The sequence below is a fragment of the Mycobacterium sp. MS1601 genome, assembly GCF_001984215.1.
Lineage (GTDB): Bacteria > Actinomycetota > Actinomycetes > Mycobacteriales > Mycobacteriaceae > Mycobacterium.
Genome location: NZ_CP019420.1, coordinates 777,041 through 800,576 on the forward strand (window position 1 = coordinate 777,041; position 23,536 = coordinate 800,576).

Sequence of the window (23,536 nt, forward strand, 5' to 3'; positions counted from 1 at the left end):
CTCAGAAGAAGCCGACCGCGGTGTCGCTGTAGGACACCAGCAGGTTCTTCGTCTGCTGGTAGTGATCCAGCATCATCTTGTGGTTTTCGCGACCGATGCCGGACTGCTTGTAACCACCGAACGCGGCGTGCGCGGGGTACTGGTGGTAGCAGTTGGTCCACACGCGGCCGGCCTTGATGTCACGGCCCGCGCGGTATGCGGTGTTGCCGTTGCGCGACCACACCCCGGCGCCCAGGCCGTAGAGGGTGTCGTTGGCGATGGAGATCGCCTCGTCGTAATCCTTGAATGACGTCACCGCCACCACCGGACCGAAGATCTCCTCCTGGAAGATCCGCATCTTGTTGTGGCCGGTGAAGATCGTCGGCGCCACGTAGTAGCCACCGTTGAGATCACCGCCGAGTTCAGCGCGCTCACCACCGGTGACCACCTGCGCACCTTCGCTCTTGCCGATTTCGATGTAGCTCAGGATCTTCTCGAGCTGATCATTGGACGCCTGAGCACCGATCATGGTCTCGGTGTCCAGCGGATCACCCTGACGCACTGCCTTGGTGCGGATGGCCGCCAATGCCAGGAACTCGTCGTAGATGTCGGCCTGGATCAGCGAGCGCGACGGGCAGGTGCACACCTCGCCCTGGTTGAGGGCGAACATCGTGAAGCCCTCGAGCGCCTTGTCCTGGTAGTTGTCCGCGGCGGCCAGCACATCGCTGAAGAAGATGTTCGGGCTCTTGCCGCCCAGTTCCAGGGTGACCGGGATCAGGTTCTGCGAGGCGTACTGCATGATCAGCCGGCCGGTGGTGGTCTCGCCGGTGAAGGCGATCTTGGCGATCCGGTTGGACGAGGCCAGGGGCTTGCCCGCCTCGACACCGAAGCCGTTGACCACGTTGACCACACCCGCGGGCAGCAGGTCGCCGATGATCTTGATCAGGTACAGGATCGAGACAGGGGTCTGCTCGGCGGGCTTGAGCACAACGGCGTTACCGGCCGCCAGGGCCGGAGCCAGCTTCCACACCGCCATCAGGATCGGGAAGTTCCACGGAATGATCTGTCCGACCACACCGAGCGGCTCGTGGAAGTGGTAGGCGACCGTGTCCTCGTCGATCTGGCTCAGCGACCCTTCCTGCGCCCGCAGCACCCCGCGAAGTAGCGGAAGTGGTCGACGGCCAGCGGGATGTCGGCATTCAGGGTCTCGCGGATGGGCTTGCCGTTGTCCCAGGACTCGGCGAGCGCGATCGATTCGAGGTTTTCCTCGATGCGGTCGGCGATCTTGTTGAGGATCACCGCACGTTCGGCGGGCGAGGTCTTGCCCCAGGCCGGAGCGGCGGCGTGGGCAGCGTCGAGAGCCTTCTCGATGTCACTCTCGTCGGAGCGGGCGACCTCGGTGAACACCTCGCCGGTGACCGGCGTCGGGTTCTGGAAGTAGCGACCCGCGTTCGGCGGTACCCATTCACCGCCGATGTAGTTGTCGTACCGGGCGTCGAAAGACATCAGAGCGCCGTCGGCACCGGGCCGGGCGTAGGTGGTCATGGAATCTCCTGCCGTCAGCTTCACGAGTGTGTCGTGCGTCACCACGATAAGAGTTCAACCGTTGCACCACAGTTGCACGCTCACGGAGCCCGTCTGATCAGGCAGGTTCGGCCAATTCCTCGGGGTCGGTGACCGGGATCAGGCAAGCCGGGTCGCAGAGTTGCAGCACCCGGTTGACGGCAGCGCTCGGGCTCACCGACCATTTTGCGCCGAGTCGCATGACCTGCGCATTGATCGCGTGGAGAGCGGTGCACCCATCAACGGCGAAGAAATCGAGGCCGGACAGATCAACCGTGATGTCGAGAGCGTGTTCACTGATCTCGGCGATGGCCGCGCATACCTGATCAGCGAAGTCCTTGACGTTTCCGGCATCCACCTCGCCCACGGCCGAGACAACGGCTCCGTCTGTACTGACACGCAGCGGCATCTGTCGCGTGACGCGCCGGAACAGCCGAGGCCCGGCAGCGCGCGCGTGTTCACGCGGCTGCGGATGGAGCTGCAGACCTTCCAGGAAGATGATCGCCACCGTTTTCCACCACTCGGTTGGTGCTGCTCGACGCTAGTTTTACGCGCGGGTTCCCGCTCGACGCCACCATCAAACATGAATCGTTCGACAGCGGCACTTCAGCTGAGGTCGAAGTCGATTCCCGCCAGGTGCCCGCCCGCTTGGGCGCGGCGCAGCGGATCGCCGACCGCGCTGTCCCGCAGCACGCGCCAGCCATCCCGGTCGTCGCGGCCCTCCGGCAGCTCGAGCCAGCGTCGCAACAGGTCAGTCCTCCCCCGCGTCGCCTCGGCCAGCACCGCACCGCGCAACGATGCCGACAACTGGGTGCGCAGCCGCGCGATGGCCGGCGAAGCCGACTGCGGCAGCAACGGGCCGGGGTAGCGAGCCAACGCCGATTCCACATCGGAGTCATCGAGCGCGTCGAAGATCTCCCCGATGTCGGAGGTGATGGGCACCAGCAGTCGGTAGGGCCGAGAGGTCAGGTGTTCCGGGCCGATGACCTTGCGCAGTCGCGACATCTCCGCGCGCACGGTGACGACGTCGAGGTCCTTGTCGTCGAGCAACACCGCCAAGTGGTCGGCGGACAACCCTTCCGGGTGCCTGCTGAGCAGTACCAGGATGTCGGCGTGGCGCCCGGTCAGCCCGGTGGCGCGAAGATGACCGAGTTCGTCGGTGGTGACCCACCTGGGGCGGTCGGAGCCCATCACCACCAGATGGGGTTTGCGGGTCGCGGGGGCGGGTCTGTGGTTGCCGGTGAGGCGCAGCAGCGCGAGATGGCTCTCTACGGCTACCACCGTGGCCCGTACCAGGGCCAGTGTCTGAGATGACGCCACATCGTCACCGCCGGTGAGGTCGATGGCGCCCAGGAGTGCGCCGGTGGTGGGGTCGTGTACCGGCGCGGCGGTACAACTCCACGGCTGCACGATCCGGGAGAAGTGTTCGCCGCCGCGGATCTGCAGTTCGCGGTCCAGCGCCAGTGCGGTGCCCGGGGCGTTGGTGCCGGCGCCCCGCTCGCTCCAATCCGCGCCGGGCAGGAAGTTCATGGCTTCGGCCCTACGGCGCATCGCCGGGTCACCTTCGACCCAAAGCAGGGTGCCGTCGGCGGCGCTGACGGCTACCACCACTCCGGATTCCACGGCGTCGTCGACAAGTAGTCGACGGATCACCGGTAGCGCGGGAGCCAGGGGGTGGGTGTCTCTGAGCCTCGCGACGGTCAGTGCCACCGACGATTGTCGGGCTCCGCCGAGGTCGGGGTCGACCCCGCCGGCGAGGCTGCGTCGCCAGCTCTCGGCGATCACCGGACGTACCTGGTTCGCAAGATAGGTGGCGTCGACTTCGCCTGCGAGGAACCTTTCGTGCACAGCAAGCAGTGCGGGGGCGCTGCTCCCGTCGCGTGTGTTGGTCGTTGCTTCCACCGGCGATCACTGGTCCTTGGCAGGCTCCGCGGTTCGGCCCCGCCGTGTGGTCGCCACCATAGTCGCTTCTGACCGCGGCGTGCACCGGTTACTTGCTGTGCGGCCCGGCGGGTTTCTCCAGGCCCACCGGGCCGCACAGGTCTGGGGTGGTCATCGCCAGGCGTTGGCCGCTGCTCGATCGGTGTCGGCGACGGCTCCCGCGCCGTCTCCGACCGCGGCGCCCAGCCGCAGCAGGATCTCGTTGAGTGCGGCCGCCGACTGCTGCCAGGCGGTCTGCTGCACCCGGTAGGCCTCGGCGGCCTCGCGAGTCCATACCTGCTGTAGCGGCGCGATGCGCGACGCCAGGTCCTCGAGCGCGGCGTTGAGGCGCGCCGAGGTGCGCTGGATCTCCTGGCGGACGGCCACCTCTATCTCGCCGAAGTCATAACTGATCTGGTCCATGAGTCTCCTCGAGAAGTCAGCGCCGCAGGTCGGTTGCCGCGGCCGCAATCTGCTGGGTGTGTTGATGAGCGGCTTCCTGCAAGGTTTGTTCGTTGTGACGGATGGTGGCGGCGATGGTGTCCAGTGAGTGGCACAGCTTGGTGGTCTCCGCATTCCACCGGTCCACCACATCGCGAAAGCGCACGGCCGCCGCCCCGCCCCACACGGACGGCGGCACCGCATGCAATCTGCCGATGCAGCCTTGCAGCAGCGCCCGGATCTCGGCATTGCGGGCATCGGTGGCGTCGGCGGCGGCGCGCATGAGCGCGAAGTCCGTACTCAGTGCTGTCATCGGGGCTCCTTTGTGGGTTGTCTATCTGGTTCGTCTGTCGGCGAAGCGTTTCGGTTCCCCGACACACGAAATTCACTCGAGGCGTTGTGCGGTGCGAATTGCGTCATCGCAGGCAGAGGTGATGGCCTCGGCCCGTCCGATGCCGTTCTGGCAGCCGATGCTGATGCGCAGGTCACCGTCCACCAGCACCGTCCATACGATGTCGCGGCCGGGTCGGATCTCGCGGTAGGTGACCGCGGGGCGTCCGGCGCGGTGGCCCGCCGGGTCGAAGTCGACGAACGTTCCCGGAGGTTCTGCGTCGATGGCCACACGCAGCGCCGTTGCCGTGGAGGCGAGATCCGGTTGTGCGATGCGAGATTGGGTCAGGTGCACCACCGCGTCGGGATCCTCGGGTGAAACCACTTGCGCGCGTGCCGATCCCGGTCCGTCCGTCACCCTGTCCACCGTCCAGCCGGCAGGGATCTGCATGGTGACCCGGCCTTCGACCAATGCCCTCGGTGGCGTTCGCGGCTGCCCGTGCGGCCGCGCGATCAGAGTCCCTGCCGCCACCAGCGCCGCCATGACCGCGGCGGCGGCCACCCACCGGGTGGGTATCACCTTCGCAGATCTTGCGGACTCGACGGGCTCGGCGGCGACGATGCATCGATCGGCATGCACCCGCATGCCTCGGCGTGTCAGCGCCGCGGTGAGCGCACCGGCCAGCACCACCGCTCCCGGCACGTCCGCCGGGCCGTCGATCACCACAGGGCCAGCCCGGATCAGGGCTGCCACCCTGCTGACCACCGACTCTCCCGTCCGGTGCACCAGACCGAGCGGACCGTTCGGCCCGACAACCAGCACCGCGTGCGGAGCGATCTCGATGACTGTGTCCGAGTCACCGAGTATCGCTGCCCGGGGTACCAACTCGACTTCGCAGACGACCTCGGCGGCGACGCTGCGCACCAGCTCCAGCTGCGGTGCTGTCCACCACCCGGGATGGATCAACACAGCCTCGTCGGAACCACGCAGCAGCGGCGCCAAGACGTCGCGCCACACGGTGCCCACCGCCGTGGGTTGGCCGTCGACGAGGACAAATCCGCCGGGTCCGGCACTCAAGGCCGCGGATGCCACGTCGGGCTGGGCCGCGGTTGCAGGTGGCGTCTGCCGCGTGATCGAGACCGGGCCGAGGACACAGGTGACGGTCATCGTGGTGGTGTCCATGCCAGTTGCACCAGTTGCTGATCGGGCCCCGCCGTCAGCACCGCCCGCCCTTGCGGCAACACCACGCCGCGACCGGCGTCATCTCCGGCCTGACTCATCTGCAGGACCGCAGCAGCTGTGTCCCGCATCGCGGAGACCAGGGGGTCATAGAGGGTCCGGGCACCCCCTCGACGTGCCGTCACCAACCGCAGGCCGATGTCGCGGGCATGCGGGATGAGTTCGACCAGCGGCTCACACGCCCGGCTGATCAGGTCGTGGTCGTCGATCACCAGGTAGACGACGGGTCCGGTCCACGTCGAGCCCATCCGCGGTTGCAGCAGGACAACCAGATCCGCCACCAGGTCGGCGCAGCGTTGTGCGGTGTCCGCGTATCCGGTGCAGTTCTCCTTGCCCGATGTGCGCCTGGGGTCGAGGACGTGCAGTTCTGCAGACCCGGGCGGCGACGTCCGGTGGATCTCCCGGACGAGGAGCCGAAGCACCGATGTCTTACCGCATGCCGGGTCACCGAACACCAGAAGATGGGGTCGAGCGTCGAAATCCGGTCCCAGCAGCGTCATTCTGTTGTCACCGATCCCGAGCACCGGCTGCGCAGGCAAAGCCAGACCGGCATGGTCCACCCGGGTCGGCAACGTGTGCACGGCCGGCGCCCGCTGCCCGCCATGGCGGGCAGCCGACCGCGCCACCACGGCGGCCAGATCGTCCACAACAGCCACCGTCATCGGAAATCCGTCAGGTGCCAGACCAGCGCCGGGACGATCTTTCGGAACCTGGCGGGCGCGGGCACGGTCGACCTCGGAGTCGATCGGATCCGCCAGCCGCAACTCGATACGCGAACCCAGCTGATCCTTGAGCGCAGCACGGATGTCGGCCCACCGGGTGGCCGTGAGAATCACGTGCACACCGTGCGCCAGGCCTTCGGTGGCCAGAGCCAGCACCGTGTTCTCGAGGTCGTCGAACTCCTGCCGCAGCGTCGCCCACCCGTCGACGATCAGGAAGACCTCACCATCTCGGGTGGCCGAGGCTTCCCGCCGGCGGAGCTCGGCGGCCACCTGTGCCACCGTGCGCCGGACCAGCTCGGGTTGATGGCGCCCCGCGACCACACCCAGATGTGGCAGTCCGCTCAGCAGGCCGAGGGCCCCGCCGCCGAAATCCAGGCAGTAGAACTGCCTCTCGGCAGGACTGTGGTTCAGGCACAGTGCCGTCACGAGGGTGGTCAGCACCGTCGACTTTCCCGACCGCGGAGCTCCGACCACCGCGGCGTTCCCGGCGGAGCCGGACAGGTCCACAAGCACGGGCACCCGCCGTTGCTCGAACACCCGGTCCGACAGCCCGATCGGCACTGTCAACGCTGTCGGTGAGGGCAGCTCGTCCAGTCTCGGTGACACCGTCAACGGCGGCAGCCACACCTGATGTGCGACGGGACCCGGTACGTCCACGGCATCGAGGGTGACGTCGAGAACCGTTCGGCGTTGCCGTGGTTCGATCCCGCTGCGCGCGCGGCCCACCGCCGCGGAGGTGAACACCACCGGATGTCTTGGCGTGTCCACGCGAGGGCGACGAGATCCCACGGAGGGCGCGGAAACACAGGCGGCCCGCAACCGCACGGGATCGTCGGCGCCCACCTTGAGGAAGGCGGCACCCGGGGTGGCGGGCAGGTGATGGGCATCCGGGACTCCCAGCACAGCACGGGACTCGTTGGCGGACAGCGTTTTCAGGCAGATCCGGTACGACAGATGCGACTCGAGACCCCGTAGCCTGCCGTCGTCGAGACGCTGGCTGGCCAACAGCAGGTGTACGCCGAGCGACCTGCCGACGCGACCGATAGCGGTGAAGACATCGATGAAATCCGGATGTCTGCTGAGCAGTTCGGAGAACTCGTCGACGATGACCAACAGGGTGGGCAGCGGCGGAAGGTCCGGACGAGAGTTCCTGAGCTGGGAGTAGTCGGCTGCCTTGGACAGGTTGCCCGCTGAGCGCAGGAGTTGTTGACGACGGTGCATCTCCCCTTGGAGGGCCTCCTGCATGCGGTCCACCAGGTGTGCCTCGTCGGCGAGGTTGGTGATGACAGCCGCGACGTGCGGTGCCCGCCGCAGGTCCAGAAAGGTGGCGCCACCTTTGAAGTCGACCAGGATCAGGTTGAGCTCGTCCACCGGGTGCTGCGCGATCATGCCGACCGCCACAGTTCGCAGCAGCTCGGACTTCCCAGAACCTGTTGCCCCGATGCACAGTCCGTGTGGTCCGTTGCCGCCGAGCGCCGGCTCCCTGATATCGAGGTACACCGGTTCCCCGCTCTCGGCGGTGCCCAGCGGCACCCGCAACGGCTCGACCGGTTCGGCGGGGTGGACGGCCAGCGGAACTCCGCCCGCCAGCTGCCGGGCGCACGCCACTGCCTCCGACACCGTCATCACGTCGGGCCGCACCTCTTTGTTGCCGACGTCCCACACCACCTCACCGGCGCCGGCGACTCCGCCGAGGCACAGCAGGGTGACATCGGCGCGGACGGTGAACTCGGCCGCGACACCGTCCACCAGGATCACCCGATGGCGACCAGCAGCATCGTCGGCCAGCGCGTCCGCCACCGTGTGGTAGGTCAGCCGGGCCGGACCGGCATCGTCGACACCATGCGGATGGCCGTGGTGGGGAAGCCATTTCAGCCATTCCCAGTCCCGCCTGCGGTCACCGGCGCACACGACGGCGATGGCCACGTCCGCCGGGGTGTGAAACGTGGCCAGCTGACAGAGCATTGCGCGCGCCCACGCCGCGGTGTCGGAGATCTCACCCAACAGGCGCAGCAGCGGAGCGGCTCGCAGGTCGACGGTCACCGGCGCATCCGGCACCGTGGCGTAGGTGCTGACCAGCCTCTGCACTGTCGCAGCTGTGACCGGATCGACCTCGGCCAGTTCAGCCGCGGCAGGTGGTATTGGTTGTGCTGCGGCGACCACCGCACCGACACCACACCGAATGCGACAGAATCCGTCGTGCCCTCGGTGACGCTCGAAACGGCGATCGGTCCTCGCCAGCTGCCACAGCGACGTCGGGTCGGGATACTGTTGGATCAGCCACTGATGTTGTGCTGCAGCATGTTCTGACAGTTCCTCACCTACACCGTGCAGATAGCGAAGGTAACGTCGGCGTGTGGCATCGAGGTCGGTGTGGCCGCGCCTACCACCAGCCAGGCTGGCGAGCGCGGACACTGCCATCATCACCGGGAACATCAGGAACATGGGGTTGCTCGACATCGGCGAGCCCACCGCGAACACCACCGCCACCATGGCGGCGGTCACCGCCAGTGTGGACAGCGGGATGAGTCGCGCCGCTGCTCCCACCGGGGGCGCCTCCGGTACCGGCGGCGGCGCGGCCACCGGTACGGTGGCGTGCCGCGGCGGACCCGTCATCGGTTGACTCACACCCCACCTCCCTGTTGATGTGAGAGCGGACGCTAGGCAACGCTGGACGAGTCCGCAATTCAGCTGTGGATGACGGTCGGCGAGCGGGCACGGGTCGGCCTACGGTCCCGGTTGTGAACATGACTCGCGTGACGATCTACGCCGACGGGACCGAGGCGGATGTGGCGGTGCCGGCGGGCATTCCGGTGGCGGCGCTACTGCCGCACCTGCACGATCTCTTGACAGAGGCCGGCGCAGATGTTCGCGGGGCGTGCATGACGGCCGCGAGCGGTCAACGCCTGGATCTATCGAAGAGCTTGCAGGACAACGGCATCAGCGACGGTGGCGTACTGGTCATGGCGTCCACGCCGGTGCGGCACAGAACGCCGCCCGCGCTGGAGCCCGCCGCAGCTCCCGTCCGGTCGGCGGCGTGGCTGGCGCGACCCGAGTCGATGGCATGCACCGGCGTCACCGTCGCCACCTCCATGGCAGTGCTGATCGGCCTGTTCGTGGTGCCGGATATCGGTCTGCCCGACGTGCTGTTGGGTTCGGCGGCCGGTGCGGTGGCGGCGTTGTTGAGCGGGCGGATGTGTGGTGACTGCACGTGGTGGTGGGGTGCGCTGGCATGCCTGACCACGGTGTGGGCGCTGTCGGCGCTGCTGGCCACCGTGGCCGCTGCGGGTGCTGCGACGGCTGCGGTGACGGCCCTGCTGCTGTCACTTGTGCTGCTGACAACGGTGTTTCGGATCGCAGTGAGTGCCTACCGCTTGTCTGAGCCCGATGGGTTAGCGCCACGACTCGCCGCCGCTCAGCGACTGATCACCGCTGTGGCGACAGGGAGTGGCACCGCAGGTGCGATCGCGGTGGTGACGGTGACCCTGGTGTCACCGGGCTGGGCATCCGTCACCCTGGCCGCAGTGGCCGCTGCGGTGTTTGCGCTGCGGATCAGGGCACACCCCCAGGCGGTGCCCGCACTGGCACTGCTGGGTGCGTCACTGGTGTCGGCGATGTCGTCTTTGGTTGCCGTACAGGACTTCTCGCCCAGCACCACAGGGTGGTTGTGCGCCGCCGCCACCACCGTCGGTGCGTTGGGACTACGCCCGCCGAGAATCGCGATGAGCCCATGGCGAATTCGGGCCATACGGATGGTGGAGCTGTCAGTGTCGGCCGCGGTGGTTCCGGTGTGCGGATGGGTGCTGCTGTGATGGTCCGCCAGGTCGCGAGGGCGACGCTGGTCTGCCTGTTGGTGGTGATGGCAACTCCCCTGCCACCGGCGAATGCCCTGACTCCTCCCACCGTCGACACCGCCTTGCTGCCCGCCGCAGGCACCCCGGCCCCACCGGCCCCCAGCGTTCAGACCAACCCCTGCGCGGCGCCCGCCGTGGCCACTCGGCCCCCCGAAGCTCCTGTGTGGGCCGACGTGCACCAGCTCACCCGCGGCGAAGGCCAACGTGTCGCGGTGATCGACACCGGTGTGGCACGCCATCACCGGCTGACCCACCTCGAATCCGGCGGTGACTACGTCTCCACCGGAGATGGCACCCAGGATTGTGACGGGCACGGCACCATGGTCGCGGGCATCATCGCAGCCGCACCGGATACCGACGGCTTCATCGGGATCGCACCCGCAGCAACAATTCTGGCGATCCGGCAGTCCAGCACGATGTTCGCTCCGGCCGCCGACCCGTCGGCCGGAGGGCTCGGCGATGTCGGCACCCTGGCGAAGGCGGTCAGGACCGCGGCGGACATGGGTGCGGGAGTCATCAACATCTCATCGATCGCCTGCGCACCGGGGCCACTCGATGACGGGCCGTTGGGCGCAGCGCTCGCGTACGCGGTGGACGTCAAGGACGCCGTGGTGGTGGCCGCTGCGGGAAACGTCGGCGGGGCCGGACGCTGCCCCCACCAAGCCGAGTCCAGTGACTTGACCTGGGACACCGCAACAGTCGCTGCCAGTCCTGGCTGGTACGACGGTTACGTCCTGACGGTCGGATCCGTCGGCCCCGACGGTGCACCCTCGGATTTCACTCTGCCGGGGCCCTGGGTGGACGTCGCCGCTCCCGGCGAGCAGGTGGTGTCGCTGCATCCGTCGGGCACCGGGCTCGTCGATACGCAGCAGACCTTCGGCCGCGTCATACCGGTTGCCGGCACCAGCTACGCGGCGCCCGTGGTCAGCGGCGTGGTGGCATTGGTGCGCTCACGATTCCCGGAACTGACTGCACGCCAAGTGATGCGGCGTGTCGAGGAGACAGCCCGCCCGGTCGGCGACGACTGGAACCCGGTCACCGGACACGGAGTCGTGGATCCCGTCGCGGCGCTGAGCGCGGAGTCCGCGCCCGCTGCCCCGCAGACCGCCCCGCCACCGCCGACGGCCGACACCGCACCGCAGAGCCCCGACCGTGCCGCACGGACGGCGACGACGGGGGCGATCGGTTGCCTGGCGGTGCTGATGGCGCTGGGTCTCGTCGCGCGGTTACGGCGACGTGATGGTGTCGTGGGCGAGCAGAGCCGCTGACCGACTGAGCACGGGCCCACGCGCAAGCGCGTCCAGCACCGCAGCTGGGGCGAGCACCGGTTCCGGCAGGCCGAGAACACGTGCGGTGTCGGCATCGTCCACCCGGAACCGCACCCCGAGTTCGGTGACCAACCATCCGGCGGTGTCCCCGGAATGTGTACGGACATAGGCGTACCGACCCGCCGGAAGATTCATCTGGTCGAGGTGCGGCCCGTCGCCGTCGGCACCGGCGAGCCGGACGGGGAACCCTTCGAGCGGTACCGGGCCGCAGCGGACGTCAGCGGCACCGCGGTACCACGTTGCGCAGACGCCGGTGTCTGCGCCTCGAACTCTCAGCACCTGCCGGGGGAAATGACCGATCCGGAGCACACCGACATCGGGAAGTCCGACGAGAGCGGCAGGCGCCACCATCGTGACTGCCGCACTCGGGCTCGTGTGCCGGATGATGTCGGCCGCGACAGGGCTCAGCGGTTGCACTCCTGCGGCCAGCACCACGAAGAACTCATCCTGTGTTGCGTTCCGGACGCCGATCACGTCACCGATCCTGAACCCCGGCAGTGCCGAGGGCCCGTGGGCGCCGATATCGGGTATGCGCGGCGTGGCGACCGGTGCCACCTCGGGAAGCAGGCTCAGTAGCGTCGCCGACACCCGCGCGGGTTGAACACTGTCGAGATGCAGCGCCTGCACCACAGCGCGGTCAGTGAGGTCGACGCGAGCCCGTTGTCCGTCATAGAGCAGATACACCTGACCGGACGGAGCCATCGCCAACACCGCATCCACGGGGCCGGTCAGCGGAGCTCCGCCGATCACGGTGGTCGACCCGTCATCACACACCGTCCAGGCGGGCTCGGTGTCCAGTGGTGCGCCGATGACCGGCGGTGCACCCGGAATCCCGAGTAGAGCACCTCGTTTGACCTCACTGAGTGCATCCGCAGACACCACCACCGGGTTGTCAACGGTTCCGGTGATCAGCCGGGCGGAGGTCAGATTCAGCACCGGATGCACGACGTCCTCGACGCGCACGTACAGCGCCCCCGTGCCATCGGCCAGCAGGATCCGTGCCTCACCCAGATCCTCAGCGGGTCGCCATGCTGTGAAGGCCGCGCAGAGACCGACCGCGGCTGCGGTGACGACTGCTCCGATGAGCAGCGAAAGAGTCTGCGCACGTGGAGATTCGTCGTCGGTGTGGATATCGCCGCCGCCCAGCGCGCACTCCATCCGCAGTGCCAGGAATTTCCGACCGCTGAGCATCAGGCGTTTCGAGGTGAGAGCCATCGCTTCACGCTACGAAGCCTGCGATGTCAGGGGCGACGGCTGTCCACAGGTCAGCGCCAGCGGGCCCAGACGTAGGGTACGAGCGAGCGCAGGAAGTCGAGGTCCGGTCCTGGTTGCGCGTCGGCGAAGGCGATCTCGAAGAGATCCTCTGCGACAAGCAGGATGCCCTCGGCATATTCACGGGTGAACGTGATGCTGCCGTAGGTGTCCATCAATTCACGAATGGTGGTGACGATCTCCGGCCCACGTTCGGTGCGGCGCAGGCGCAGGTACTGCCCCACCAGGTCGCGGTCGGCTCCTGTGGCGTTGGCCATCAGATGCACCAGTGACAGGGTGCGTTTGCCCTCATAGAGATCACCCAGGATCTCCTTGCCGTACGTGTGCTCATCGCCGATCAGGTTCAGCAGATCGTCGCGGATCTGGAATGCCGCTCCGAAGTGAAACCCGAAGCGCACCAACGGTCCCAGGTCGACGGTACCGCCGGAACCGACCATGGCCCCGACCCGCAGCGGGTGAATTGTCGTGTACCAGCAGGTCTTGTGCATGATGAGTTCGAGGTAGTCCTCGGGGGTGAGGCTGTCGACGTGATCGCGCTGCCAGCCGATCTCGGTGGCCTGCCCCTCCAGGGTGCGCAGCGCCATCGTGTCGAACTCGGACATCACCAGGTCGGCGAGGTCGCGGTCGAGGCGTCGCACCGCCCGGCGCAACACCTGGCTGGCGACGATGGCCACACCGTCACCGGCGTTCAGCGCTGCGGCCAACCCGTGCTCGGCAGCCAGTGTTGGTCTGCCACGGCGCATTTCGCTGCCATCGGCAATGTCGTCATGCACCAGGAATGCGTTGTGCAGCAGTTCGATGGCCACCGCCATTCCCAGGATATCCTCGGCTTTCGCGCCGAACGCCAGACCCGCCGACAGGCACAGGGCGGGCCGCAACGCCTTTCCGGGCCGGGCCGGGTACTCCCGCATGGGCCGGTACAGCCACTGGTGGGGTTCGCCGTCGGGGATGGCATCGAGCATCGACCGGCGAACAACCTTGCCCACTTGGCGAAGACGGTCTTCGACCTCGACGATGAGGGCACTCCGGTCAGCGGTACCGGTCATGTCGCCGACGAACCGATGACCAACTCGATCGGCAGCCACACGTCGGGGTGGCCGTCGGCCAGAAGTGTGCCGTGATACCTCCCTGCCGACACCGCGTCGGGCAGGTCGACCTCGACGATGATCCCGCGGCTGCACCGCCCCGGCATGGGCACCGCGTCGGGTTCGAATCGCACTGCGGCAGCCTCGATCACCGCGCCGTCATGGGACAGCAGATCACCACAGCGCATCCGAACTTTGCCGAGGTCGGTCGACCCGGTGTTGTGCAACCACACCTCGGCCGTGGCGGTCGCCGAGTCTGCGGAGGATTCCAGCACCACCCGACCGGTGGCCGCCGCACCTACGAGGTCGAATCCGGCAACTCTCTCCGGCTGCGACACCGCGTCCCTGAGGCTCTGCGCAAGTTGACCGATCATCTGCTGCCCCAGCTCCATCACCCGGTCCACCTCGGGCGTGACAGAGGGACGCTCGCCGGCCTGCCCCGATTGCTGCGGATCCTCGGCACCGCTCGGTGGACGTTTCGCTGAGCGAATCAGACGGTCCACCACGTCAGTGGCGGCACGGAATCCGCGTGCCTGGATCTCGCCGATGGCACGCATGTTGTTGTCCGGATCGAACACCGATGCCCACGGCACGTCGGCAATGCTGCCGTCGTCGTAGACCCCCCCATTGACCACCGTTTTCCTCCGAGAAATTGACCCTGCGCTATTGGCGGCTATGGGTATGCTAAAGCTGCCAACTGCGGGAGGCGGGGGAAAATGTCAAAACTTCACTCTGCGATGGTCGTTTACGGCAAGGTTGACGACGCCGTTGCCAAGACACGCGACAAGGCAGTCATCGAGCGCCTACCCGACGAATTCAAGCAATCGAGGGCTTTCGCCGACCGCGGCTGGTACACACAGGTCGAGCAGGTGGCACAGGCCAACAACGGCGCGAGCTTCAAACAACTCGACGATGCGCTCGCCGACCTCACCTCAGTGGGGCTGGCGAATGCGACCACACCCGACGACGACAACCTCACCGCCTACGACCTCCGCCGGTTGTATTACTTCACAGGCATTTTGGAGACGCTGAAGTCCGCGAACCTGATCCAGTTCGACAGTGTCAAGCTGGAGGCGGTGAAGGCGGCGATCAGAGCGACGGGTTCACCGGACTTCGACAAGCCTCCGAGCATTTCCAAGACTTCGGTGCGCGAGGTGAACGGGGAGTACGCGACCGTTCTGCTGACCAGTTCCTACAGTGCTTCGATCAGCGTCGAACAGCTCAAACGTGTGCTGTATCCGGTCAATTGGCCCAAGGTGTCGTCGTTCTTCATCGAGATGACGTCGATACCGACACTGACTCACGACAGCCACGGGTGGCTGCAGCTGGTGGAGGTCATCGGAACGGGTGCCAACGCCGGATTCCAGTTGCGCACACCCTTGAAGTTCTGGATGGGTGAGCACAACGGCACCGCGTTCGTGAACTACGACATGGTGGAGACGCCGGCCGCGTTCATCGACAGCGACCGGCTGGTGGTCGTCGACAACGGCTACATCGTGGCGGTGCCGGACAACCCTTCCGACCCCAGCGCCCCCGGGGTGCGCCTGCACACCAGCAAGGAACTACTGATCCGAGGGATGAGCCCCACGGCTGCCGCCAATCTCGCCGACCGGCTCGGGTGGGCGGATGCGGGCGAGAACATGTTCTTCGAAGCCGCGGGCCGCGCCGACCTCGCCGCGTGGAAACCGTCGTCAATGGCCGACCGGCAGGCCCCGCCTGCTGTCGACACCACAGAACCGCTGTGGACCCTGCCGCCGGGCAACCGCAAGCAGATCATCGACACCGCCCAGAAGACCGCAGGTGAGCTTCTGGACAACGCGGCGAAGGCGTTCGGCACGTTCGCCGACCGGTGGCAGGACGGCATCACGCCGGAGGACATCATCGCGATCAGCACCGACCTGGGGAACGGACTGACGGAGACCTACGAGTCGATGTTCAACACGGCCGTCGACGCGGTGCGCCCCGCTGCAGTGCGGACCAAGGGAGGGCAGTGAGATGACCGATCCGAGAACAGCCGCAGAGAACCTGGCGGCCAGCGCCAAGCGCACCATCGCCGACGCCGTGAAGCTCTTGGAGGACGCGTCGGACAAGGTCGACAAAGCCGGCAGGAAAGACGAGTGCGGCCACGTCGGGTCGTCCTATGACAAGCGGGAACTGTTGGCGACGCTGACCGAGCTCACCGCCAAGTCCATGCTCGGCGGTATGGAGCTCGCCGAGCAGGTGTTGCGCGATCGACAGCGCAGACCCAGTGAGGGTCTGCTGGTGCTGGCCGATCACCTGACCTCCATCGCGCAACGCACGCTGCATCATGCCCGCGGTGTCGCCGAAGAGGCCGTCAAGGAAGTGGGCGGTGACCCGCTCAAGGCGCAGCCGTGGGTGAACGCGGCCACCAAACTCACCGATATCGCTGTGGTCAACGGCATCGAGGCGGCCCAGACGGTGGTCATCGGTCCGGCCCGCTACGCCCCTCGGACATTCGTGTCCGACCCGTTCAAGGTCGACGGTCTGCTCCCCGGAAAACTGGAAGCCCGACCGGATTTCGCACGCCCCGGTGACGACAGGGTCATCCCCGAGGGCGCCATCACGTTCTCGCCGGCCGAGCTCGGCGCCGACCACAAGGAGTACCGGGTGGTGGTCAACGAGACCGGTCTGCCCAGCGGCGTGTACATCGGAACTGTCGCAAGCAAAGGTGGGGGCGAGCAGAAGATCACCCTTCGACTGTGAGCCGCAGACGCCAGCCCGATATCGACGAACTTCTCGACAGGGCGTTCGAAGCGATCAGCGAGGGTGACCGAGAGACTGCCACTCGACTTGCCGGCCAGGTACTGGCCGTGGACCAGAACAACGCCGATGCCGAGGATCTGTTGGCCGCACCTGTCGACCAGGGCGAGATCCGCAGGCTGACAATCATGTTCGCCGACGTTGTGGATTCAACCGTGCTGTCCACCCGGGTGGAGCCCGAGGTGTACCGCACCGTGGTCGGGCGGTACCAGAGCCTGGTGTCGACAGCGGTCAAACGCTACGAAGGGCACATCGCCTCCACCAAGGGCGACGGGCTGCTCGCGGTGTTCGGCCATCCGATCGCCCATGAGAACGACGTCCAGCGCGCCGTCCAGGCAGGGCTGGACATCACCCGCGATGTCGCCCGGCTCAACGAACAGGCCCGCCGCAAGTTCGGGGTAGGCGTCCAGGTCAGGGTCGGTATCCACCGCGGCGTCGTGTATCTCGACATCATGCAGGACGATGTGTACGGCTTCGCCGCCAACTTCACCGCCCGGATATCAGGGCTGGCTGACCCGAACACCGTCGCGGTCTCCGAGGCCGTCGCCCGACTGATCGGCCAACTCTTCGAACTCGAGGAACGCCCACCCAGGACGGTGAAGGGTGTGGACGGTCCCGTGCCTTACTACCTCGTGCTGGCCGAACGCAGTGTCACCACCTATCCCCTTGGTCCGTTGATCGGCAGGCAGGAGGAATTGGCGCATCTGGAGACAACCTGGCCGCTGGCGGCAGCCGGTGCTCTCTCCACACCGGGTGTGGTTCTGCGAGGCGAAGCCGGCATCGGCAAGAGCCGGTTGGCCGGTGCCACCGCCGCCTTGGCTCGCGATACCGGGGCAATCATCCTGGAACTGAGCGGTTCACCCCTGCACACCGATGTCGGATTGCATCCGGTTCGCCGGCTGCTGGAACGCCGCTGCGGGATCGAGCGCACCTCGCACGCCTCTGAACGCCTGCGCTATCTCGGCGCGGAGCTGGAGCGGGTGGGACTGGACCCCGCAGAGTTGATCCCGCTGTTGGCCCCGGTGTTGGGGATCGCCCCGGAAAGCGGTTATGTCCCGGTGGACGCCGACGGCCGGATCCTGTTCGAGAACATCATCAGCGCGGTCGAGAAGTACCTGCGTGCCTGTATGAGCTCGGGTCCGGCGCTGGTGCTCGCCGAGGACATGCACTGGTTCGACGAGGACACCATCGAAGTGGTGCAGGCCCTGCTCAACACGCACACCGGCAGTGAGCTGATCCTGATGACCGGGCGTGACGAGGCACCGCTGCCCGGCGGTGAACTGGTCACCGAGTTCCGGCTGTCGCCACTGACCGCAGAAGAAACCGACGAGTTGATCGTCGCGCTGCATCCCGGGATCACTGCCAGCGGCCGCAAAGCCGTGCGGCATCGCTGCGACGGCGTGCCGCTTTTCATCGAGGAGATTGTGGCCAAGGTCAAGGCCGAACGATCTGCCGCCGAACCGGAACGGGTGCCCGACACCCTCTACGAGGCGCTGTTCGCCCGGTTGCAATCCACCAAAGAGGCATCGCAGGTGATCGAGGCGGCGGCCACCATCGGCAGTCACGCCGACTCCGGACTGCTGCGCTCGGTGGTGAAGCTGAGCGAGCCACGCCTGGACGCCGTGATCGGCCAGCTGATCGACGGCCGGATCCTGGAAGCGGAGGGCAACGGCTGGCGGTTCCGGCATGAGTTGCTGCGCGAGGTCGCAGCGGAATTGTCTCCCCCCAGCGCCCGTCGCAAGCTGCACAGCCGCATCGCCGATGCCATTGCCGCTCTGGCGGCGGACAGCAATCCCGACTGGGTTGCTGCCGCCCAGCACTACACCAACGCCGAGCGGTATCTGGAGGCAGCGCACGCCTACCAACACGCCTCCGACGGTGCTCGGCGGCGCGGCGCGCTCAACGAGGCGCGCAGCCATCTCAGCGCGGCCATCTCCCAGGTCGAGCATCATCAGCCAGGGGCCGAGCGCAACCATGCCGAGGTGGCGATGCGGTTGCGCCACGGCCTGATGATCTATGCGGCGGAGGGAGTCGCCAGCACCGCCGCGGCAGCCGAATTCGAGCGGTGCCTCGAGCTCACCGGCGTGGACTTCACCGACGACATGTTCGCCACATTGGTGGCGTTGTACGCGTACTACGCCATGCGAGCCGACTTGATCCGGGTCGAACAACTGCTGGAGTCGCTGCGCGCCACCCTGGACGGTGGCCGGGAGTGGTTCCGCGCGTACAACACTGGCGGGTTCGGCATGCTGGCGTGGTACCGCGGCGAGTTCAGGCCCGCGATCACCACTCTCGAGGAGGCGGCGGCGGTCCGTGATGACGAGGGCGCCCCCGAGGTGGACGCGGTGTGGTTCATGCCGAACGAGGGCACCGCGTCGATCTACACCCATCTTGCCCTGGCCCGCTATATCCGTGGTGATCTAGCCGGGGCCGAGAAGGAGCTGGACCGGGCGGTGCGGCGATGCGACGAAGTGGACTTCCCACAGGGTGCCTTCAGCCTCGGCTACGCCAAGCAGATGGAGTTCCTGATCCGTATCGAGGCGGGCCAGCTCACCGAGGCAGCGGCGGCGGCAGGTACTCTCACCGCGCTCGGCGAGCAGCACGGCTTCGACTCGCTGACCTTCGCCGGCATGGTGCAGCAGGCCACCGTGGCTGCGCTGCTGGCACTGGCCGAGGGCGCCGAACCTGCCGATCTGGCCGGACACATCGAGACCCTGTCCGGATTCCTGTCCGCGTGGCGCGATCTCGGAGCCGTGGCACTGATCACCTACTACGACGCCGTCCTGGTGCGGCTGCTGCTCGCGGCGGGCCGGGACACCGAGGCGCGCACCCACATCGACGTCGGCTTGGCGTTGTCCGAGGAGTCGGGAATGCGCTTCCACAATGCGGAGCTACTGCGGCTGAGGGCCCGCCTCCACGACAGCTGCGACGGTCGTCGCAGCGACCTGTCGGTCGCTCTGGAACTGGCTCGAGAGCAGGGTGCGACGATCTACGAACTGCGTTGCGCCCTTGATATCTTCGAGCTCGACGGCAATGGCGGTCGAGATGTGTTGGCCCAGGCTGTCAACGGGTTTCCGGCGCAGAGCGGCTGGCCACTGCTGGCACACGCCAGAGAATTGATCGAGTGAGCCACCGCGGGGGCAGGGTTGCGATCCTGGGCGGCGGCATGGCGGGGTTGAGCGCGGCGTGGCGGCTGAGCGAACCCGGCTGGCGTGATCACTACGACTCGATCACCGTGTATCAACGAGGGTGGCGACTGGGCGGCAAAGGAGCGTCGAGCCGGGGAGCACACAATCGCATCGAAGAACACGGCCTGCACATCTGGCTCGGCTCCTACGAGAACGCGTTCACCCTGCTGCGCCAGTGTTATGCCGAAATCAACCGGAACACAAGCGATCCCGCCTGCCCCATCAAAGAGTGGACACAGGCGCTGGTTCCCGCCGACGATCTGGGACTGATGGACTGGTTCGGCGGCGAGTGGCTGCCGTGGCTGGGCACGTTCGGCCGCAACACCATGTCACCGGGCGATCCCCAGGGCTCCGGCCGGGAGATGACGGCCGTGGCCTTTCTGTACCGTGCGGCTGCGCTGGTACTGGATTTCACGGACTCCATCCGCGAGGCCGGACCCGGCGGTCTGGTGATGTCGGCAGGGCCGTCACGGCCTCAGGAACCGTCGTCGCGACCAGTGTCCGCGGTGACCAGGGCCATGTTGGCTGCGGTGCTGGCGATCAACCATGAGGGCGGCGACATCGCTTCTCCTGGTGAGCAACTCGATGCAGCGGTGGCCGCCGTACGTGAGGCCGTCGACTACGAGACCCGGCCCGATCACAGACGCTCCTGGTTGCTGGTCTCGATGGTGACGGCCGTGGTGCGTGGCATCCTGGCCGACTCCCTGGTCACCGACTCGCGCGGGTTCCGCGCCATCGATGACCAGGACTTCGGCGACTGGATTCTGCGGCACGGCGGCCATCCAGATGTGTTGGACTACCCGCTGATCCGCGGTGTCTACGATTTGGTGTTCGGGTATCGGGACGGTGATGTAGACCGACCGGCGTTCGGCGCGGGGCTGATGATCTTCCTGATCGGCATGGTGCTCTTCGAGTACAAAGGCGCCATCTTCTGGAAGATGACCGCGGGCATGGGCGACGTGGTGATCGCTCCGCTCTATCAGGCACTCAAACAGCGCGGCGTGCGATTCGAGTTCTTCCATCGACTCGATGCATTGCACCTCGACCCCGATCACCGTGTGGTCGACACCATCACGATGGCGCGCCAAGCTGCACTGGCCGACGGCCTCGACGAGTACCAGCCCCTGGTCACCGTCGGTGGACTTCCGGTGTTTCCGGCAGCTCCGCGGGCCGAGCAACTTCGTCCCGGTCAGCAGTTGGGCGATCTCGAATCGCACTTCGAGCAGCACGAAGATGTCGAAACACGCACTCTCCGAAGAGGATTCGACTTCGATCACGTCGTGTTGGCCGTCTCCGTCGGCATGGTGCCGATCGTGGCGCGAGAGCTCCTGGCTGACCGGCACGAGTGGCGATCCATGGTGGCCGAGGTGCGAACGGTCGCCACGCAGGCCTTCCAGCTCTGGTTGCGTCCCGACGAACCGTCGCTGGGCTGGCCGCATCCGGGATCGACAGTCAGCGCGTATCTGCGCCCGTTCGAGACCTGGGCGTCCATGCCGCAGACGCTGTGGGCCGAAACCTGGCCCGCCGACGACACCCCCGCTACGGTCGCATACTTCTGCGGCAGCCTCAACGCCGACTGGCCTACCGAGGAACCGTCACAGCGGTATGTCGAGCGTCTGCGCCATCAGGTGCTGACCGAGGTCGAGGCCTATCTCGACAACCTGCGCCTGTACTTTCCGAACGCATTCACCGACGCCGGCTTCGACTTCAGCCTGCTGGCCGGCGCAGGCGGCAAGACCGGAATCGAAGCGGTCGCCACACAACACGTTTCCGTCAACATCGACCCATCCGACCGCTACGTGCAGTCCGTCCCCGGCTCCGACAGGTATCGGTTGCGCCCGGATGAGAGCGGGTACGACAATCTGGTCCTTGCCGGCGACTGGACGGACTGCGGCATGAATGCCGGGTGCATCGAGGCAGCGGTGATGTCAGGCCTGGAAGCGGCCAACGCCGTGGCGGGCCGCGGCAGGTTCCACCGGATCCGCGGTTACTGGCTGCCCTAGCTCGGCCGCCGAGGCGGCGTGGTGGTGCCCCAGCCCGGTGGGGAAACGAACGGGCCGAGCTACAAGTGCCTGCATCAATCCTGGGTGGCGCGGCGCTCTCGGTAGGCGGCGACGTGCTGCCGGTTGCCGCAGTTGCCGGTGTCACAGAACATCCGGGACCGGTTGCGCGACAGATCGATCAGCGCGGCGTCGCAGTCCGGCGCGGCACAGATCTTGAGGCGGCGCAATTCTCCGGCACGGATCAGATCTGCCAGCGACATGGCCATCTCGGCGCCCATGCGCTGGGCCAGTGGATCGTGGATCGACGCCAGATGCAGGTGCCACTCCGGCATCTCGGGGTGGCGGGTCAACCATGGGGCCGCTTTGGTGTCGGACAGCAATGCGTTCACCTGCCCCACCACACGCTCTTCGTCGTCGGCGACACTCCAGATCTTGCCCAGGCGGACGCGCAGGCGGTGCACGTCGTCGAGTTCGGCGGCGTCATGGTCGCGACGCCCGGTCCATCCCCAGCCGACCAGGTACTCGTCGAGTGCGGCTTGGTCCCCCAACTGCTCACCGTCGACTCGATCGGAGTTCACCAACACACACGCTGCACGCAGTGTGAGTTCGGTGTCATGACTGAAAATCATTTGACTCCTGACTCACGTCGGCCGTAGTGTCACTACCAAAGTTCAGTTTACTCATTACACACCTGAGGGGGTGCCTCCATGCTGTTGACGAAACCAGCTGACGCCACGTTCCGGCTCGGTCTGATGTTCGCGTTGAGTTCGGCGTTCATCTTCGGCTTGTCAGGCCCCCTCGCAAAGTCGCTGATGGCAGCCGGCTGGAGCCCCACTGCCGCGGTGACGGCCCGGCTCGCTGGGGGCGCCATCCTGATGGCGGTGTTCGCCACTGCGGTCAAGCCTGGCTGGTTCCGGCTCGCGCTGCAGCACATCCGGCCAGTTCTCCTCTACGGGCTGATCCCGATCGCCGGCGCCCAACTGTGCTACTACAACGCCGTCTCCCACCTCTCGGTGGGCGTGGCACTGCTGCTCGAGTACACCGCCCCGTTGCTGGTGGTCGGTTGGGTCTGGGTCACCACCTCGCGGCGCCCCAGCAACCGCACATTGGCCGGCGTGGGCACCGCGGTCGCGGGAATCATGGTGGTGTTGGGCGTTTTCAACGGCCTTGCCTCGGCGCAGGTCAACACCATGGGAATCTTGTGGGGCCTGGGCGCTGCCGTGTGCGCGGCCTGCTACTTCCTGATGGCCGACTCGGTGAGCACCGACGGCACCGGGCTCGACCCCATCACCCTGTCTGCCGGTGGGTTGATCGTGGGCGCGGCCACCGTCGCCACCCTCGGATTGTCCGGTGTCATGCCACTGACCTACACCACCGGTGACGTGCAGATCGCCGGTTTCACCACGTCATGGCTGGTCCCGGTGGCGCTGTTGGCTCTGCTGCCCACGGCAATTGCCTACACCCTCGGCATCGGCGGTATCGCACGCCTGAAGCCCAGCTTCGCCTCACTGGTGGGCTTGTCGGAGGTGTTGTTCGCGGTGCTGTGGGCCTGGCTGTTGGTCGATGAGGCCATCAGCCCCATCCAGGCCGTCGGCGGACTGGTGGTGCTGGTGGGCCTGGCACTCGCCCGCTCGGGTGACCGTTCGGCCGAGGTGACAGCTGCGACGTGGCCCGACGCCGGGCCGCTGGAGCCGGCTGACCAGAGACGCTGACACCGGCTTCAGCAAATACGGCTGACCGAAGACTGTGGTGACCGGCTAACATGTTTGCTGTGACAAGCGACAAACGCCCCGTGAGCATCTCCCGCATCTTCGGTCCCCTCCTGGGGGC

17 protein-coding genes and 1 pseudogene are annotated in these 23,536 nt (G+C 66.9%); 7 read left to right on the top strand and 11 right to left on the bottom strand.

Annotated features, from left to right (window positions below; genetic code table 11):
* Window position 1: 1 nt before the first annotated feature.
* The 7 genes and pseudogenes from adh to eccCb form a co-directional block, all read right to left on the bottom strand.
* Window positions 2-1,386: pseudogene (gene adh, locus BVC93_RS03640) on the bottom strand (aldehyde dehydrogenase).
* A 235-nt stretch (window positions 1,387-1,621) separates the two neighbouring features.
* Window positions 1,622-2,050: an STAS domain-containing protein gene (locus tag BVC93_RS03645; RefSeq protein WP_083735985.1), complete on the bottom strand. Its 429-nt coding sequence runs from the start codon at window positions 2,048-2,050 to the stop codon at window positions 1,622-1,624.
* A gap of 98 nt (window positions 2,051-2,148) precedes the next feature.
* Window positions 2,149-3,444 carry a helix-turn-helix domain-containing protein gene (locus tag BVC93_RS03650; protein ID WP_083735986.1) on the bottom strand — a complete coding sequence of 432 codons (1,296 nt, stop codon included), beginning with the start codon at window positions 3,442-3,444 and terminating at the stop codon, window positions 2,149-2,151.
* Window positions 3,445-3,594: 150 nt separating this feature from the next.
* A complete protein-coding gene (locus BVC93_RS03655; RefSeq protein ID WP_083735987.1) occupies window positions 3,595-3,885 on the bottom strand; it encodes a WXG100 family type VII secretion target in 291 nt (96 codons plus the stop codon).
* Between the two features lie 16 nt (window positions 3,886-3,901).
* Window positions 3,902-4,216: a WXG100 family type VII secretion target gene (locus BVC93_RS03660; protein ID WP_192860177.1), complete on the bottom strand. Its 315-nt coding sequence runs from the start codon at window positions 4,214-4,216 to the stop codon at window positions 3,902-3,904.
* A 72-nt stretch (window positions 4,217-4,288) separates the two neighbouring features.
* On the bottom strand, window positions 4,289-5,416 hold the full coding sequence (locus tag BVC93_RS03665; protein ID WP_083735988.1) for a type VII secretion-associated protein: 1,128 nt from the start codon (window positions 5,414-5,416) through the stop codon (window positions 4,289-4,291).
* Window positions 5,398-8,823 (bottom strand): type VII secretion protein EccCb, encoded by a 3,426-nt coding sequence (eccCb, locus tag BVC93_RS03670; RefSeq protein WP_083735989.1) that lies wholly within the window; start codon window positions 8,821-8,823, stop codon window positions 5,398-5,400. Before eccCb ends, BVC93_RS03665 begins: the two co-directional genes overlap by 19 nt.
* 128 nt (window positions 8,824-8,951) lie before the next feature.
* Between eccCb and BVC93_RS03675 the strand changes: the two genes are divergently transcribed.
* Window positions 8,952-10,007, top strand: coding sequence for an EsaB/YukD family protein (locus BVC93_RS03675; protein WP_192860178.1), 1,056 nt, complete (start codon window positions 8,952-8,954; stop codon window positions 10,005-10,007).
* Window positions 9,992-11,317, top strand: coding sequence for a type VII secretion-associated serine protease mycosin (gene mycP, locus BVC93_RS03680; RefSeq protein WP_442929014.1), 1,326 nt, complete (start codon window positions 9,992-9,994; stop codon window positions 11,315-11,317). The genes BVC93_RS03675 and mycP overlap by 16 nt, the downstream gene beginning before the upstream one ends.
* Here mycP and eccB read toward each other — a convergent pair.
* The 3 genes from eccB to BVC93_RS03695 are packed head-to-tail and all read right to left on the bottom strand — an operon-like array spanning window position 11,276 to window position 14,369.
* Window positions 11,276-12,592 carry a type VII secretion protein EccB gene (gene eccB / locus BVC93_RS03685; RefSeq protein WP_083735991.1) on the bottom strand — a complete coding sequence of 439 codons (1,317 nt, stop codon included), beginning with the start codon at window positions 12,590-12,592 and terminating at the stop codon, window positions 11,276-11,278. The genes mycP and eccB overlap by 42 nt on opposite strands.
* Window positions 12,593-12,642: 50 nt before the next feature.
* The gene (locus BVC93_RS03690) at window positions 12,643-13,695 is read right to left on the bottom strand and encodes a polyprenyl synthetase family protein (RefSeq protein ID WP_083735992.1); all 1,053 of its coding nucleotides are present in this window, start codon (window positions 13,693-13,695) and stop codon (window positions 12,643-12,645) included.
* A complete protein-coding gene (locus BVC93_RS03695; protein WP_083735993.1) occupies window positions 13,692-14,369 on the bottom strand; it encodes a hypothetical protein in 678 nt (225 codons plus the stop codon). Before BVC93_RS03695 ends, BVC93_RS03690 begins: the two co-directional genes overlap by 4 nt.
* 81 nt (window positions 14,370-14,450) lie before the next feature.
* Here BVC93_RS03695 and BVC93_RS03700 point away from each other — a divergent pair, with 81 nt between their 5' ends.
* Genes BVC93_RS03700 through BVC93_RS03715 form a run of 4 tightly spaced genes read left to right on the top strand, consistent with a single transcriptional unit; the run spans window position 14,451 to window position 21,706 of the window.
* Window positions 14,451-15,728 carry a hypothetical protein gene (locus BVC93_RS03700; RefSeq protein ID WP_157516754.1) on the top strand — a complete coding sequence of 426 codons (1,278 nt, stop codon included), beginning with the start codon at window positions 14,451-14,453 and terminating at the stop codon, window positions 15,726-15,728.
* 1 nt (window position 15,729) lies between these two features.
* On the top strand, window positions 15,730-16,458 hold the full coding sequence (locus tag BVC93_RS03705) for a hypothetical protein (RefSeq protein ID WP_083735995.1): 729 nt from the start codon (window positions 15,730-15,732) through the stop codon (window positions 16,456-16,458).
* The gene (locus BVC93_RS03710) at window positions 16,455-19,643 is read left to right on the top strand and encodes an ATP-binding protein (protein WP_083735996.1); all 3,189 of its coding nucleotides are present in this window, start codon (window positions 16,455-16,457) and stop codon (window positions 19,641-19,643) included. The genes BVC93_RS03705 and BVC93_RS03710 overlap by 4 nt, the downstream gene beginning before the upstream one ends.
* Window positions 19,640-21,706 carry an FAD-dependent oxidoreductase gene (locus BVC93_RS03715; protein ID WP_157516755.1) on the top strand — a complete coding sequence of 689 codons (2,067 nt, stop codon included), beginning with the start codon at window positions 19,640-19,642 and terminating at the stop codon, window positions 21,704-21,706. Before BVC93_RS03710 ends, BVC93_RS03715 begins: the two co-directional genes overlap by 4 nt.
* 74 nt (window positions 21,707-21,780) lie before the next feature.
* Here the strand turns inward: BVC93_RS03715 and BVC93_RS03720 are convergent, their stop codons facing one another.
* Window positions 21,781-22,335, bottom strand: coding sequence for a CGNR zinc finger domain-containing protein (locus tag BVC93_RS03720; protein WP_083735997.1), 555 nt, complete (start codon window positions 22,333-22,335; stop codon window positions 21,781-21,783).
* 78 nt (window positions 22,336-22,413) lie between these two features.
* Between BVC93_RS03720 and BVC93_RS03725 the strand changes: the two genes are divergently transcribed.
* Window positions 22,414-23,418 (top strand): EamA family transporter, encoded by a 1,005-nt coding sequence (locus BVC93_RS03725; RefSeq protein ID WP_083735998.1) that lies wholly within the window; start codon window positions 22,414-22,416, stop codon window positions 23,416-23,418.
* Window positions 23,419-23,536: the final 118 nt, after the last annotated feature.

Coding starts and splice junctions, on each gene's coding strand:
- BVC93_RS03655 (WP_083735987.1), bottom strand. CDS start 3,885: ATGGACCAGATCAGTTATGACTTCGGCGAGATAGAGGTGGCCGTCCGC.
- BVC93_RS03660 (WP_192860177.1), bottom strand. CDS start 4,216: ATGACAGCACTGAGTACGGACTTCGCGCTCATGCGCGCCGCCGCCGAC.
- BVC93_RS03665 (WP_083735988.1), bottom strand. CDS start 5,416: ATGGACACCACCACGATGACCGTCACCTGTGTCCTCGGCCCGGTCTCG.
- mycP (WP_442929014.1), top strand. CDS start 9,992: ATGGGTGCTGCTGTGATGGTCCGCCAGGTCGCGAGGGCGACGCTGGTC.
- eccB (WP_083735991.1), bottom strand. CDS start 12,592: ATGGCTCTCACCTCGAAACGCCTGATGCTCAGCGGTCGGAAATTCCTG.
- BVC93_RS03690 (WP_083735992.1), bottom strand. CDS start 13,695: ATGACCGGTACCGCTGACCGGAGTGCCCTCATCGTCGAGGTCGAAGAC.
- BVC93_RS03700 (WP_157516754.1), top strand. CDS start 14,451: ATGTCAAAACTTCACTCTGCGATGGTCGTTTACGGCAAGGTTGACGAC.
- BVC93_RS03705 (WP_083735995.1), top strand. CDS start 15,730: ATGACCGATCCGAGAACAGCCGCAGAGAACCTGGCGGCCAGCGCCAAG.
- BVC93_RS03720 (WP_083735997.1), bottom strand. CDS start 22,335: ATGATTTTCAGTCATGACACCGAACTCACACTGCGTGCAGCGTGTGTG.
- BVC93_RS03725 (WP_083735998.1), top strand. CDS start 22,414: ATGCTGTTGACGAAACCAGCTGACGCCACGTTCCGGCTCGGTCTGATG.